This window comes from Pradoshia sp. Z3_51 (assembly GCF_058215915.1).
Genome location: NZ_JBZAJC010000002.1, coordinates 514891 through 529930, shown reverse-complemented (window position 1 = coordinate 529930; position 15040 = coordinate 514891). Strand labels below are relative to the sequence as shown.

Genomic DNA, 15040 nt, shown 5'->3' with positions numbered 1-15040 from the left:
CATTTACAAATCAAAGTCCTGAAATGTTGAAGCACTATTCATAATGACTTCTAATACTAACAATCAGTTTTAGTATGATAATGTTTTAAATATCAACCTCATAACTAGGATAAAGCCTCTCTTTAATCCTCATATTATAAGTAGTTATTGCAAATAATTAATATAATTATTAATTTGTGGTTGAAAAATAACCTAAAAGCGAATATTATATTAAATGTCGTCAAAAACGTTCGCTTTTTTAAAGGTGAATAGATGGAGGTATACGAATTGTTAGACAAATTTTTCTCAATTAGCCAAAACGGGTCTACTGTTAAAACGGAAGTTTTAGCTGGTATAACTACTTTCTTTACAATGGTGTACATTGTAATAGTTAACCCGGCAATCCTTTCCGCTTCAGGAATTCCCTTTAATCAGGTATTTATTGCTACCATTATCTCGGCAGTAATTGGTACTTTAATTATGGGCTTGTATGCAAAATACCCAATCGCCGTTGCGCCAGTTATGGGAATAAACGCTTACTTTACGAGTGTTGTTGCGACACAAGGACTTAGCTATCAAGTGGTTTTAGGCGCAGTATTTATCGCCGGACTTTTATTTATGTTATTAAGTTTTAGTAATTTACGTGAAAAGATCATTAATTCCATCCCTCTTTCTATTAAATATGGAATTACATCCGGTATTGGTTTATTCATAGCGTTTCTTGGTTTTAAACAAGCACAAATCTTTGTCGCAAACGAAAGCAATCTTGTTGGTTTAGGTGATTTAACTGCTCCTGTTCCATTATTAACAATTGCCGGTTTATTCATTACCCTTATTCTTATGGTAAGAAAAGTACCTGGTGCTTTGTTTATTGGAATGATTATTACAGCAATTATTGGCTATTTTACAGGCATGCTGGACATTACAGCCAAGCAATTACTCCCTTCACTTCCAGAAGGAATAGCATTTTTTGATTTAGATCTCGGTGGTGTATTCACTAACAGCTTATACGCCGTTGTATTTTCATTCCTACTCGTAACGATTTTTGACACAACAGGTACAATGGTGGCTGTATCCGAACAGGCCGGATTATTAAAAGACGGTAAGTTTCCTAGGGCAAAGCAAGCTTTCCTTGGTGATTCTATCGCTACTACTGTTGGTGCTGCTTTTGGTACAAGTCCTTCAACAGCATATGTAGAATCAAGTACAGGTGTTGCTGCCGGTGGTCGTACTGGTTTAACAGCAGTAGTTGTTGCTATATTGTTCAGCTTAGCATTATTCTTCTCACCATTTATTGGAGCCATCTCAAACTTAGCTTCCATTACAGCTCCTGTTTTAATTATTGTTGGGTGCTTTATGATGGAAGGTATATCAAAGATTAGATGGTCTGAGTTTGATGAAGCTTTTACAGCATTTGTTATTATTCTTGCGATGCCTTTAACTTCAAGTATCTCTACTGGAATCGCATTTGGATTTATTATTTATCCAATCTTGAAATTAGTTGGTGGCAAAGCGAAAGAAGTTCCACCTCTTGTTTACATCTTTGGTGTACTATTCCTTATTCAATTGGTCTTCTTAGGAGGACATTAATAAAAATGCTATATAGAGCTGGATTTCATATAGATCCAGCTCTATATTTTTATCCCAATAAATTTTTGATATTTTCTGATATCTAGATGATATACTTTTATAGTAAATAATATTGTATGGGGAGGATTAATCCATGAATAATTTTGAAGAAAAATTAGATCGTTATGCTGACTTGACTGTTAAGAAAGCTGCTAATGTACAAAAGGATCAAATTGTATTCATCATATCCACTATTGAAACTGCACCATTTACACGTAAACTTGTTAAAAAAGCCTATGAAGCAGGTGCAAAGCAGGTTTTTGTGGAATGGAGTGATGAAGAAATTAACCGAACGAAATATTTGCTGGCACCTGACGAGGCATTTACTGAATTTCCTTCATGGATGGCTGCCTCCAGAAACGAAATGGTTGAAAGAGGTGCAACTTTTATAACGATTGTCTCTCAAGATCCGGATTTACTGAATGGGATCGACTCAAATCGGATCGCTAATTTTCAAAAGGCTGCAGGTAAGGCTCTCAATAATTTACGCGAAGCAATGCAGTCCAATAAGATCAGTTGGACAGTCGTTGCTGCTGCAGGTGAGGGTTGGTCCAAAAAAATATTCCCCGGACAAGAAAACAGCTTAGATTTACTTTGGGATGCCATCTTTTCTTCAGTCCGTGTTGATCAGGAAAATGTTATCCAAGCATGGGAGGAGCATCTTGATACATTAATCAGTAAAGCTGATTATTTAAATAACAAAAAATATAAATACATACACTATAAAGCACCTGGTACGGATTTAAGAATTGAACTTTCCGAGAAACATAAGTGGTGCGCAGCAGGAGCTAAAGACTCAACCGGCAAAGAATTCGTAGCCAATATGCCTACTGAAGAAGTATTTACGATTCCTTTAAAAAATGGAGTAAATGGCACGGTTTCAAGCACAAAACCGTTAGCTTATGGCGGCAATGTAATTGATGAATTTACGTTAACATTTGAAGAAGGAAGAATCGTAAATGCCGTGGCAAAAAAAGGAAATAAAATTTTAAATCATCTTATCAATGTTGATGAAGGAGCTAAATACCTGGGTGAAATTGCGCTGGTACCTCACCATTCACCGATCTCTGAATCAAATATCTTATTCTATAATACGTTATTTGATGAAAATGCTTCTAACCACCTCGCCATTGGAGCTGGATATCCATTTTGCCTCGAAGGTGGAGAAGAAATGAATATCGAACAATTGCATAAGTATGGGGTAAATATCAGCCAAGTGCATGAGGACTTTATGATTGGTTCAGCTGATATGGACATTGATGGAGAATTGCCTGATGGTACACGTGAGGCCATATTCCGAAATGGGAATTGGGCGTTTTGATTCTATTTACAGGTTTATAACCCTTAAATAATAGTAAAATTGCTTTTAAAAAAACCAAAACGCGCTTAGTAAAATATTTCTAAGCGCGTTTTGGTTTCGTTTAGCTAGTTGTTCATTCTTAAATATCAAAAAAAATTGTTATGCTTTGTGCAATTTATGCCTTCTCTTTTAAATTCTCATTAATTTTTAATTGCTGTGTTGCGAATTCATGGTAGAGCTTGTGAGTTTGCATTAATTCTTCATGTGTTCCTCTACCTGTAATTTCACCTTTTTCAATAAATAACAACTGATCGGCATTGACGACGGTTGATAATCGATGGGCAATAACGATTGTCGTCCTCCCTACCATTAGTTTATTTAATGCAGCCTGCACGATTTGTTCAGACTGGCTGTCTAAACTTGATGTGGCCTCGTCTAGCATTAGAATACTTGGATTTCTCAATAACGCTCTTGCTATCGCAATTCGTTGGCGCTGTCCTCCTGACAGCTTCAATCCCCTCTCCCCTACATCCGTTTGGAATCCTTCTGGAAGCTGCTGAATGAATTCAAGTGCATGAGCCATTTCAGCTGCTTGCTCCAGTTCAGCGGAGGTGACTTCCCTTTCCAAACCATAACATATATTATCCTGGATCGTACCTGCCAACAGCGGGCTTTCTTGAGATACATACCCAATATGCTTCCGCCATGATTGCAAATTGTATTCACCGATAGGAATTTCACCTATCCTGATTGATCCCTCACTTGGTTCGTAAAAGCGTTCAAGCAATTTAAACAGAGTCGTCTTCCCTCCACCGCTTGGTCCAACAATCGCTGTTACTTTTCCCGCTTCAATCTTTGCATTTAAATGACGAAGAATTAAAGACTCCTCTGCATATCCAAATGATAAATCATCGAGAACGATATCGACATTTGCTTTTACTAGTTCTTTCCCTTTGAGTAAATCCTCTTCTTTTTCATTCAGGATTTCAATTATTCTCATGGTTGCTCCCATCGAACGCTGCAATTGAGTAAAAAATGTCGTAATTTGCCCCATAGGCATAATAATTTGAAAAATGTAAAGAATAAAAGCTACAAGCGAACCTGCTGTAATAATTCCGCTCGCTACCTGCATACCGCCATACCCAATAATTCCTACTAGAGCAGCCATTAGCACTAATGTGATAATTGGTGAAACAAGAGACTGGGTCTTCGCTTCTTTTAAACCAAGAGCGAACAACCGGTTTACACCTGACATTCCCCTATTATATTCAATTTCTTCTGCATTGGATGCCTTGACTAAGCGGATTTCAGGTAGGACCTGATTTAATACCCCTGTAAATCTACCAGTTTCAGCTTGGGTCTCCTTCGAGATATTAAGCATAATTCGGCCAATTGGTATTAAAATCATGGCTGCTATTGGGAAAACAATAAATATTAACAGGGTTAATTTCCAGTTCATGATAAATAATATCGTTATAGACCCAATAACTGAAATCATTCCAGTAATAGCCCCAACTAAATGGGTAGTTATCAATTCTTTGACGACCATTGTGTCATTTGTTAATCTGCTAATCATTTCCCCTGAACCATATTTGTCAGAGTACGATACAGGCAGCTTAATCAACTTTTTCCATAATAAATCCCGCAAGCCTGCAATGATTTTTTGACCATTATATCCAAGTGCATAGGTCGCGTATGCACTTAAACCAGCTTGAGCAATAAACACCAATACAATTATGAGAATCTGACTTTTAGATAATGAAGACATACTGAAGCCGTCTACCAATTCCTTTGTTAACAATGGAATGAGCAACCCAATAAGGGTAGTAATAATACTCAGACCGAGTGCAAAACCAAGTCTTCCATATGAAGGGTTCGTTGCATGCAATAACCGAAAAAAGCGTTTATAACTCCCCTTCTGTTTTCTTTCTTTCATAAACTTTCTTCCTCCTGAGTTTAGCTTCTATATATAACGTTACCGAAGAACTGATATAAAGACAATCCTAATTATGTAAAACATTGGGATTTTAAGCTGAATTTAATATGTTTTATACATTATACATTTTTTCATTTCCTATTTCTTTTATTTAACAGACCTACAAAACCATCGTATTTAATTTGTCATATTTTACACTTTCTGAAACTGTATAGCTATATTGACTTGTATATATTATATAAATATAATTTTATTTGCTTTTAATTTGGTTACTTAACTATTAGGAAGACTTTGTTTTAGAGGTGGAGGTATGACAGTTAACAAAGACCGATCAGTTGAAAAATTGATCAGGGCTTTTACACAGTTTGACAAATTGGATTGGGAAAAGAAAACAATAAAAGGATATAAACCAAGTGAAATAAGAGTTTTGACATGTATCAAAGAAAAAACTCAACATATTACCGAGATTAAGGTATCCGAGATCAGCAAGCAGTTAAATGTTAAAATGCCATCTGTTACCCCCATTTTAAATAAGCTGGAACAGCATAACCTAATTACCCGCAGAATTGATAAAAATGATCGCAGGGTGGTACTGGTTACATTAACATGTGAGGGAGATTCTGTAGCAGATGCAGCACTTGCTAAATTACATCAAACTTTTACCCTTCTAGAGGAATATATCGGATTAGATGATAGTAAGGAACTCACCCGATTATTAACCAAAGTGTATGAGTTTTTTAATGAAAATCAGTATTAAGGAGTTGTTAATTTTTGAGGAAATTGTTTCGCTATTTAGCACCGTATAAATTACCGATTGTTTTTATATTCGCATTGGTATTTATACAGTCATTATCAGAATTATTCTTACCCACATTGATGTCTGACATCATCGACAAAGGTGTCATTAATCAGAACATACCATACATATGGAAAATTGGCGGATTTATGCTTTTGGTTGCTGCAGTTGGTACGCTTTGCTCTATTACGGCAAGTTACTTCAGCGCCAAAGTATCCATGTCATTTGGCAAAAATCTTCGCTCCAGAGTATTCTCCCATGTTGAGAATTTTTCACTTCATGAATTTGAACAAGTTGGTACTGCTTCCTTAATTACAAGAACAACCAATGATATAACACAGGTACAATTGGTCCTTAACATGATCCTTAGAATGATGATAATGGCACCTTTAATGGCTATTGGTGGCATTATTATGGCCTTTTCAAAAGATCCCGAACTATCCTGGGTTATCATCCTTGCGATTCCGGTCTTATTGGGCGTTATTCTTTTTGTCATCTGGAAAGGCGTCCCTCTATTTAAACTGGTTCAACGCAGATTGGATGCTGTAAACCGTGTCATTCGCGAAAATTTGACTGGTGTCCGTGTCATTCGTTCCTTTAATCGGATCAATTTTGAAAAGGAACGTTTTAAGAAGGCCAACAAAGACTTAAGAGACACTACTATCAAAGTGAATAAATTAATGGCTACACTTATGCCGCTCATGATGCTGATTATGAACTATACAACCATTGCGGTTGTTTGGTTTGGTGCAATCAGGATTGATCATGGAGATATGCAGGTCGGTGATTTAATGGCCTTTATTCAATATGCCATGCAAATTATGTTTTCCATGGTTATGCTTTCCATGATGTTTGTCATGATTCCTCGTGCTTCTGCTTCCGCAGCTCGTATTAATGAAGTATTGGCGATTAAGCCCACTATTAAAGATGAGCCAATTAAACATGAAGCTAAACCAACTAAAACTGGCTACCTGGAATTTAAGAATGTTACATTCAGCTATCCAGGTGCCGAAGAACCTGCCTTAAAAGGCCTTTCATTTAGCGCTGGTCCTGGTGAGGTTACAGCCATTATCGGCGGAACTGGTTCTGGGAAATCAACATTATTAAAGCTGATTCCTCGTTTTTATGAACCGACTGAAGGCAGTATTTATCTAAATGGAATCAATATTAAGGAACTGGAATTAGTGGATTTACGTAACCGAATTGGTCTAGTTCCTCAGAAAGCTGTTTTATTCACCGGTACCGTAAAGGAAAATATCCTCTACGGAAATGAGAATGCCAGTGATGAGGAAGTCATCCATGCTGCAAAAGTCGCACAAGCCTATGATTTTGTTTCTAATATGAAGGAAGGCTTTGACTCTCCTATTTCTCAGGGCGGTACAAATATTTCCGGAGGACAAAAGCAACGTCTGTCCATTGCGAGAGCCTTGGTTCGAAAACCGGAAATCTATATGTTTGATGACAGCTTTTCTGCACTGGATTTCAAAACGGACGCTAAGCTGCGGAAAGCTTTAAAAAGTGAAACCACGGAAGGAACGGTTTTATTGGTTGCCCAACGTGTATCTACGGTTATGGATGCCGATCGTATCATTGTATTGGATGAAGGAAATGTTATGGGAATTGGTACACATGAAGAATTACTAAAATCATGTGAAACCTATCAAGAAATTGTGAAGTCACAGCTTTCTGAGGAGGAGATTGCATGAGCAGAATGACAAGAAGACAATCAAATCCGGGATTTGGTCCTCCAGGTGGTCCAGGAGCACCGATACAAAAAGCAAAAGATTTTAAGGGTACGTTAAAACGATTAATTCGTTATTTAGCACCTTATAAATTTCGCCTTTTAACTGTATTGCTGGCTGCAATCCTCAGTACGGTTTTCACCATTGTCGGCCCAAAAGTATTAGGTAAAGCGACAACCAAAATATTTGAAGGCATTATGGAAAAAATGTCAGGTATTCCTGGCGCAGGCATCGATTTTGAGTATATCATTCGAATTCTCTTCCTACTCGGCGCCTTATATTTGTTTAGCTCAATCTTCGCCTTTATCCAGCAATATATTATGGCAAGCGTTGCTCAAAATACGGTATTTACATTAAGAGAAGAAGCTGAAGCTAAGGTATCTCGGCTGCCTTTAAAGTATTTTGATGGAACAACTACAGGTGAAACTTTAAGCCGGATTGTGAATGATATTGATAATATCAGCACTACCTTACAACAAAGCTTAACACAGCTTATTACCAGTGTAGTAACGATTATTGGTGTTATTATTATGATGCTGTCGATCAGCCCGGTTATGACAGGAATTCTTCTTTTAACATTACCTTTAAGCGGAGTAGTCGCTGTATTTGTAGCCAAAAAATCTCAAACCTACTTTGCTGGCCAACAAAAATCACTTGGAAATTTAAGTGGCCATGTTGAAGAAATCTATACTGGACATGAGGTCGTGAAAGCCTTTGGCCAAGAGGAAAAAGCTTTGGAAGAGTTTGAGGCAATAAATGAAAAATTATACGAATCATCCTGGAAAGCACAGTTTATTTCAGGTGTAATTATGCCCTTCATGCAATTTATCGGAAACATCGGATATGTACTCATATGTGTAGTTGGCGGTATTTTTGTTACAAACGGAAGAATAACAGTTGGTGATATACAGGCTTTTATACAATATGCACGCCAATTCACACAACCGATTACTCAAACGGCGAATATCGCTAACATTATTCAATCTACTGTTGCTTCTGCAGAACGTGTATTTGAACTGCTAGATGAGGAGGAGGAGGAAGCAGAAACAACGAATCCACAAATGATTTCTCATCCAAAAGGACATGTGGTTTTTGATCATGTTGCATTCGGATATAAGCAGGATCAGCTATTGATTGAAGATATGAATCTTGATGTCAAACCAGGGCAAAAAGTAGCCATAGTAGGTCCGACCGGTGCAGGTAAAACAACAATGATTAACCTGTTAATGCGTTTTTATGAATTAAATGGCGGAAGCATAAAAATTGATGGTGTCGATATTAAAGAAATGAAACGCGGAGATCTCCATGGATTATTCGGTATGGTTCTTCAGGATACATGGCTCTTTAATGGTACCATTGCAGATAATATTGGCTATGGTCGTGAAGGTGCCACTCGTGAAGAAATTTTTGAAGCAGCCCAAGCAGCTCATGCCGATCATTTTATTCGTACATTGCCAGAAGGATATGAAACTGAATTAAATGAAGAAGCATCCAATATATCACAGGGTCAAAAACAATTGCTTACAATAGCTCGTGCCATTTTAGCAAACCCTTCTATTCTAATCTTGGATGAAGCAACAAGCAGTGTTGATACAAGAACTGAAATCTTTATTCAGAAAGCGATGAATCGCTTAATGGAAAATCGTACAAGCTTTGTGATCGCTCACCGTTTATCCACGATTAAAGATGCAGATTTAATTCTAGTAATGAATAAAGGAACCGTCATTGAACAAGGTACTCATGATGAGTTGCTGAGACAAAATGGTTTCTATGCGGATCTTTATAACAGCCAGTTTGCAGATGAAGCCGTATAAAACAAATGTGCCGGGAAGAAAACTTCCCGGCACATTTGATAATATTAAATATTATTTCCGCAGCGCCAAAGTTTGACCAATCACCCCTCTCATGTCCTAATCGTTTCTAGATGTTTTCGTTGACTTTAATCTTTTAATTCAGACTAAAATCCCCTGTAATAAGTCTTTGTCTGATGTTTTAAAAAAATTACTTAGGGATAAATGATAAGAAAGTCACAAAGCCTGAGGTGCATGATATGGAAATAACAAAAGCCGAAAAAGACATTAGCAGTTATATAGGAAGAATGCTAAGAGAAACCTTCGGACGGGGCCCCAGCCACGTTATTTGTACGTTATCGTCTCCTACTCTTGCTGTGCATCTTGCCGATTTCCTTTCCCCTATGGAGAAATCCTTATTGGCTAATCAAGATGGTGAAGTTTACGTGCAAAAGAACCGGGACCTTCTCATGGAAACCATAATCAAAGACATCACCTCCTATATTGAAGCAGCATTAGGAACAAAAGTTGATGAATTCTTTTATGATTGGAATTTGCAAACTTCGACTGGCATGTTTATTATTACGCTATCAAAAACAGCAACGAGCATCAGTGATTATAGAAATAGAGAGAAAGTCGAACGAGAATTAGCGAAGGTTACCAAGCTTGCTCAAAAAGAACCAGTGGAAATCTATTCAACTATGCTCAATAAGCGGCAGCTGATGATTGTCCGAAAAGGTATAATGGTTCCGATCGAAAAGGAATTGATCAAGTTCGGCTTTACTGAACAATTAACGATCGCGAAGCGGGATTTGGAGAAACGTTTGATAATAGAGCATAAAAGAAACTTCGAGAACTATTTAAACACCAAAATAATCGATAAATTTACTTTTTGGAATTTCGAGAAAGATACTAGCTATATTATTTTCATTTTGCAAAGTTGATTGGTTGATTGACAATAACCCCCATCTGCGATAAAGTTATCTGTAACATCTTAATAAAATAACTGATAGCAATGAGTGGGCATAGAACCATACATAAGTCAGGAAAGGATTAATAAATTTGTCCTTTTCTGGCTTTTTTTATGAATAAATTCAAAAAAAACAGGGGATGATTACCTATAAATATGGAAGATTGTATACTAATAAAGAAGGAACTATTAGACAGATTAGATTCGTTTAAGAAACAGAAATTATTAGGCAGCCACATAATTAAACGGATGGAAATGGAACATTATATAGAAAATGTTGCAAGCTCTTTATCAATTAATTATAAAAAAGAGTCAAATTCGACTAACACTGTTTATTATTTCTGTATCAATGAGAGTCAATTACAATTGAAATTCTTGTTTCGCTACGGTACATATTATACACGACACCAAATTATTAACCGATATGAATAGAGACTGATTTTATCGGGTGATCCTTTTATTAAGTATACTGACTATCTAGCCATTCAATCAGCTACCTTTATGAAATGTCAATGCAAACATATGAAATGTACATATAGACTAAAAGAAACCTGGTTTTTGTGTACAGCTGCAGATTAATCATTTAGGGTTAACCAGCTGAGATAGTTGTGTCTCTGAACATACCGATTTAAGGCAAGAAGTATTAGATTAATCCTTAGGCACTTCATTTGAATGTCTTTCACTAAACAAATGACGGTAATTAATACCTGATCAACAAACGCACTAAAGGTGCTTGAGGAATTCTTCTTATTGTTTTTTATAATCTTTATCTCTGTATATTCCTTTACCATCCTCCCCTCTTTTAATCTATTAAACCAATCAATTCAGCGCACACTTTTAGTAATGTTTGGGATCGTTATAGAATAATAAAATCATGGTGAGTTACGGAGACAAAACATATTCTCTGCTGATTTTCACAACAAAGAGTTTAACAGACGAGGAATTTATAAAAAATATGCCAGGAATAAACTTCCCAGCATGTTTTTTTCACACTTTTTCTGTTACTGTTTCGATTTTCATGGAAGGTCCAAAAAATTCAAACCGTACTTTTTCTTGCGGTACGCCTAGTTTATAAAGCATTTGAGTGACACCTTGCATAAATTCGACTGGGCCACAAACATAGAAAATTCCATTCTGATCTAATTGCCTCAATACCTCTTCATTGATTCTGCCTATTTTATAATTCTCCTCGATTACATCAGCTTCTTCATTATAAAAGTTGATTGTCATATCATGCATTTGCCTGTTTAACATGGAGAGCTCATCAGCAAATGCTTGAAGCTTCCTGTTTTTAAACGCGTGTATCAAAGTAATTTTTCTTAATGATTCCTGTTTATAAAGTGTATTCAACATACTAATAAATGGCGTTATCCCTACTCCGGCAGCTATAAAGGTAATTGGCTCGGTGTCCTCTTCTAAAGTAAAATCTCCCGCTGGTACCGTTAGTTGTACTATATCACCCGTACAAACTTCCTTATGCAGGTAATTAGATACTTTACCATCAGGATTGTCATGCATACTTTCACTTTTTACAGAAATTCGATAGTATTCACCATTGGATACATTCGTTAAGCTATATTGGCGATTCATCATAAACTGTTCTCCTGGAATTTGAACCCGAACAGTTATATATTGGCCCGGTTCAAATTCGGGTATTGCCAGCCCATCGGTTGGTTTTAAATAGAAGGAAGTAATACCGTCACTTTCCCTCACTTTCTTTATGACTTCAAATTCTCGATAGTCTCTCCAACCACCAACCTTATTTTCCGCTTCTTCATACATTTCACGTTCAACCCCTATGAAGATATCAGCGATTGCCCCATAGGCCTCTTCCCACGCTTTTAAAATATCATCTGTAGCCGCATCACCTAATACTTTTTTAATAGCCAACAATAAATATTTTCCTACAATCGGATAATGCTCAGGTTTAATCATTAAACTACGGTGTTTATGTGCAATTTGTTTTACAACCGGCAGAAGCACTTCCAATTGATCGATATAATAGGCCGCAGCTGTTACCGTATTTGCTAATGCAGTCTGCTGTCTGCCTCTTTTTTGATTTGCATGATTAAAAATATTCAAAAGCTCAGGATGTGCTTCAAACATCGTTTTATAAAATACCGTAGTTATTTCCTTACCCCTTGTTTCCAATATTGGTGCAGTTGATTTCACAATTTCGATTGTTTGAGTAGACAACATATAAAAATCCCCTTTTAAAGATGTATTTGAAATACATCTTTAATTTTACTCTATTGGAAAGTAAAAGCAATATTTCAGATACATCTTTTCTGTGAACTTTCTTTGGAAGCCTATTTATGTATGGTAGTATTAAAGATGAGTAGATAATCTGAAGCGGGGCGTGACTATGCGATTAACAAATTTCAGTGACTATTCCATCAGGGTGCTTATGTACTTGGCAAGTCATCCCGATCGATTAGTAAATATAAAAGAAATTGCTGATGCCTATGGCATATCCAAAAATCATTTAATGAAAATTATATACCAGCTGGGCAAGTTAGGTTATATAGAAACAATACGTGGGCGTAATGGCGGCATGAGACTGGCAATGAAACCTCATGAAATCAATATCGGGGGTTTAGTAAGAAAAACTGAAGAAGATTTTAACATAGTTGAGTGTTTTTCTGATCATAATACATGTCCCATCTCTCCTGTTTGTACGTTGAGAGGTATTTTAAATAAAGCATTGTATGCTTTTTTAAACGTATTAGATGGCTATACACTCGCAGATATATCTCAAAACAAAGAAGTGTTAGCTCAATTTCTAGGAGCTTATTCCGAAGTAAACAATGATTCGTAAAATCCACTTTAGAAATAACATTTATGATACAAATCTATTTAAAAGGCAGTGCGGCAGTCATTTATGGCCTGTTGCACTGCCTTTTTAGACAAATTATATTTACGTACCACATTAAATCGTTGAAGAGAACCGTCCTATATTAAATCTTCATTCTTCTATCATCTAAATTCCAATAATCATAATCGTTCGCTGTGAGAGTATTATAGATAAGCAAATAAAAAAACGAGGCTGGGAAATAACTTGAAAACAATCCTGTAGACGAACGATATCTAAATTAATCTTACTAGACTTTGTTGCTCATTAAAGAGTTAAGTTTGAGAAAAAAGTCTGTTCCATTGGGCGCTTCCTCGGCTGAGCCTGCTGGGTCTTAAGCCTCCTCTACTTCCCAAGGAGTCGAGTGGCTTCCGTTCCATTCCACTTGATATGAATAATCGTATGCAGAATGAACCTTTCTATTGAAGACAATTAAAACGCAACCTAGCCGGCGAATATCCAATTGAAATATCACCTAATAGTTTGGGTTTATCATTAACTGAAATACTTGTCCCAGCCTCGCCTCTCTTTAAAAGGCAGTAAGTTTTTCTCTTTGATATCATGGTCTATTTTAGACCATTTATCATTACCTGAAGCTTTTTTGAATGTCATTCTATGCGAAGGTTGGAACCTACGAAAGGAAATTCGTCGTGATACAATTTTTACTATAAACAATCTCGGTCTAATTCTAAATAGGATTCTACCTTTAACAGGAACTTGATACTAACCATTAGTCTTAAGGGTTATAATTTACATAATATTTTGAATGTGGAAAAATTTTAACGGTGAATTAACAGAATCTTTTGTGATATTATTTAAATATAACATCATGAGGAAAGAAGGTGATATAGTGTGCGCTCAAAAAAAATATAATGAATTATTAAATGAATTGAGAAAAAATTATCAAATGTACTATGATAACCGGTCCATATCACACAAAGATTTTTATAAACGACGCGTACATTTAATTATGAAACTTCGTACATTGGATATCAATGAAGATAAATCATTAATAAGCGATATTTCAAACTATTCATCTGATTTTAATAAACACAATTAACCCTTTCATATAAATTGAATGAAAAAGAGATTGAGCAGTTTAAAAATCAATTCAATCTCTTCATCCAATTCTCTGTAGGAAGAAAATCTCTTACTTTTTTATGTCTTAGTAAGTCGTCTACTCCTATCTTTATCTTGAATGCTCTATATTCTATTGAAATGCTAGGAATGCAGATACCATTTTTCTCATTCACATTTAGTTAGAGGATCTGATAAAATTTAGTGAATCTCCTTTAAATCAATAACTTCCTGAGCCAATGCTTGGATCCTATTATTCTCCTCTTCATTTACAATTTTATTGCCAGGTCCAAAGCAGCTTGTATGTAAAAATACATTATTAAATGGTATTATCGCTTTGAAATAAGATAATATCGGTTTTAATTGGTACTCAGTTACTAAAAAGTGTTTTTCAGATCCTCCATTCGTAACAATTCCTACCACTTTTCCTTTAAAACAATCCGGAGCTAAATGATCAAATAGATTTTTTAGAACACCCGGTATCGACGCCTGATAAATGGGTGTACCAATTATTATAATATCCGCATCGTTTAGTTTATTGACTACCGTTCGGGTATCCTGATTATAGGATGAAAAAGGAATGCCTCTTACAAATTCCACATTATAATTTCTAAGATCTATTAATTCTGTATCTAATTGATTATCTATTTTGTTTACAGCTGCCAATACCTCTTCCACTGATTTAGGTGTTTTTTCACCAATTATGGAACCTGATAATCCTATTACTTTCATTACCTATTCACACTCCCACTCCATGCATCGCCATATTTTGTTATTTCTATACTTTTATCATACTTTTTGGAGGACGGAATATCTACTATTTCTGCTTTTCGTAAAAATCTGTATTCGAAATAACAAATCATTAACATAAAGGGGTGAAAGCCTCTTTAATGTCAGCAAAACAAGAAGTACCTCGGCCCAAACAGATTTTGTATATCCATATTTTAAAAACAAAAATCCTTACTTTTGC

General features: G+C 35.9%; 10 protein-coding genes. 7 read left to right on the top strand and 3 right to left on the bottom strand.

Features of this window, described 5'->3' with window-relative positions:
• The first annotated feature begins 267 nt into the window (after positions 1–267).
• Both AC4BHA_RS06190 and AC4BHA_RS06185 read left to right on the top strand, forming a co-directional pair.
• Positions 268–1569 carry an NCS2 family permease gene (locus AC4BHA_RS06190; RefSeq protein ID WP_490558303.1) on the top strand — a complete coding sequence of 434 codons (1302 nt, stop codon included), beginning with the start codon at positions 268–270 and terminating at the stop codon, positions 1567–1569.
• Positions 1570–1702: 133 nt separating this feature from the next.
• Positions 1703–2929, top strand: coding sequence for an aminopeptidase (locus tag AC4BHA_RS06185; RefSeq protein WP_066100078.1), 1227 nt, complete (start codon positions 1703–1705; stop codon positions 2927–2929).
• A gap of 154 nt (positions 2930–3083) precedes the next feature.
• Here AC4BHA_RS06185 and AC4BHA_RS06180 read toward each other — a convergent pair whose 3' ends face one another.
• The gene (locus AC4BHA_RS06180; RefSeq protein ID WP_139891185.1) at positions 3084–4844 is read right to left on the bottom strand and encodes an ABC transporter ATP-binding protein; all 1761 of its coding nucleotides are present in this window, start codon (positions 4842–4844) and stop codon (positions 3084–3086) included.
• A 310-nt stretch (positions 4845–5154) separates the two neighbouring features.
• Between AC4BHA_RS06180 and AC4BHA_RS06175 the strand changes: the two genes are divergently transcribed.
• The 4 genes from AC4BHA_RS06175 (at position 5155) to AC4BHA_RS06160 (ending at position 10116) form a co-directional block, all read left to right on the top strand.
• Positions 5155–5601 carry a MarR family winged helix-turn-helix transcriptional regulator gene (locus AC4BHA_RS06175; protein WP_066100083.1) on the top strand — a complete coding sequence of 149 codons (447 nt, stop codon included), beginning with the start codon at positions 5155–5157 and terminating at the stop codon, positions 5599–5601.
• 14 nt (positions 5602–5615) lie between these two features.
• The gene (locus AC4BHA_RS06170; RefSeq protein ID WP_490558302.1) at positions 5616–7346 is read left to right on the top strand and encodes an ABC transporter ATP-binding protein; all 1731 of its coding nucleotides are present in this window, start codon (positions 5616–5618) and stop codon (positions 7344–7346) included.
• Complete coding sequence (locus AC4BHA_RS06165; RefSeq protein ID WP_490558301.1) at positions 7343–9196, top strand: ABC transporter ATP-binding protein; 1854 nt, start codon at positions 7343–7345, stop codon at positions 9194–9196. The genes AC4BHA_RS06170 and AC4BHA_RS06165 overlap by 4 nt, the downstream gene beginning before the upstream one ends.
• Before the next feature lie 236 nt (positions 9197–9432).
• On the top strand, positions 9433–10116 hold the full coding sequence (locus AC4BHA_RS06160; protein WP_490558300.1) for a Na-translocating system protein MpsC family protein: 684 nt from the start codon (positions 9433–9435) through the stop codon (positions 10114–10116).
• A gap of 1013 nt (positions 10117–11129) precedes the next feature.
• Here the strand turns inward: AC4BHA_RS06160 and hmpA are convergent.
• Entirely contained in the window at positions 11130–12341 is a 1212-nt protein-coding gene (hmpA, locus tag AC4BHA_RS06155) for an NO-inducible flavohemoprotein (RefSeq protein ID WP_490558299.1), read from the bottom strand.
• Between the two features lie 166 nt (positions 12342–12507).
• Between hmpA and AC4BHA_RS06150 the strand changes: the two genes are divergently transcribed.
• Positions 12508–12960 carry an RrF2 family transcriptional regulator gene (locus tag AC4BHA_RS06150; protein WP_066100101.1) on the top strand — a complete coding sequence of 151 codons (453 nt, stop codon included), beginning with the start codon at positions 12508–12510 and terminating at the stop codon, positions 12958–12960.
• Positions 12961–14271: 1311 nt separating this feature from the next.
• Here AC4BHA_RS06150 and AC4BHA_RS06145 read toward each other — a convergent pair.
• Complete coding sequence (locus AC4BHA_RS06145) at positions 14272–14802, bottom strand: NADPH-dependent FMN reductase (protein ID WP_066100107.1); 531 nt, start codon at positions 14800–14802, stop codon at positions 14272–14274.
• Positions 14803–15040 lie beyond the last annotated feature (238 nt).